The 516-nt window shown below is 60.3% G+C and carries 1 protein-coding gene; it reads left to right on the forward strand.

What is annotated here, in order from left to right:
* Nucleotides 1-516, forward strand: a 516-nt coding sequence (locus tag HU806_RS26250) for a reverse transcriptase domain-containing protein (protein WP_273018716.1), incomplete at both ends; no start/stop codon positions are given.

Genomic DNA, 516 nt, shown 5'->3' on the forward strand with positions numbered 1-516 from the left:
ATCAGTATTGGCCGATCCTCAAGGCTCGGTTGCTGGCCGGCGAGTATCACCCGCAAGGTGTACGCGCCGTCGAAATCCCCAAACCCAAAGGTGGAACACGGCAGTTGGGCATTCCCTGTGTCGTGGATCGTCTGATCCAACAGGCCTTGCTGCAACAGCTCACGCCGATTTTCGACCCTCTGTTCTCGGACTACAGCTACGGCTTTCGTCCGGGCAGAAGCGCTCATCAAGCCATCGAAACGGCCCGCGCCCATGTGGCGGCGGGTCACCGTTGGTGCGTGGAGCTCGATCTGGAGAAGTTCTTCGATCGGGTCAACCACGATGTATTGATGGCCTACGTCGAGCGTCAAGTCGAAGACAAGCGGGTGCTCAGGCTTATCCGTCGCTACCTTGAGGCTGGAGCCATGTCGGGTGGAATCGTCAGCCGACGGCAGGAAGGGGCGCCGCAAGGCGGCCCTCTCTCGCCGTTGCTGTCGAACATCCTGCTCAACGAACTCGACCGAGAGTTGGAACGGC

This window comes from Pseudomonas sp. SWRI154, from assembly GCF_014268645.1.
GTDB lineage: Bacteria > Pseudomonadota > Gammaproteobacteria > Pseudomonadales > Pseudomonadaceae > Aquipseudomonas > Aquipseudomonas marvdashtae.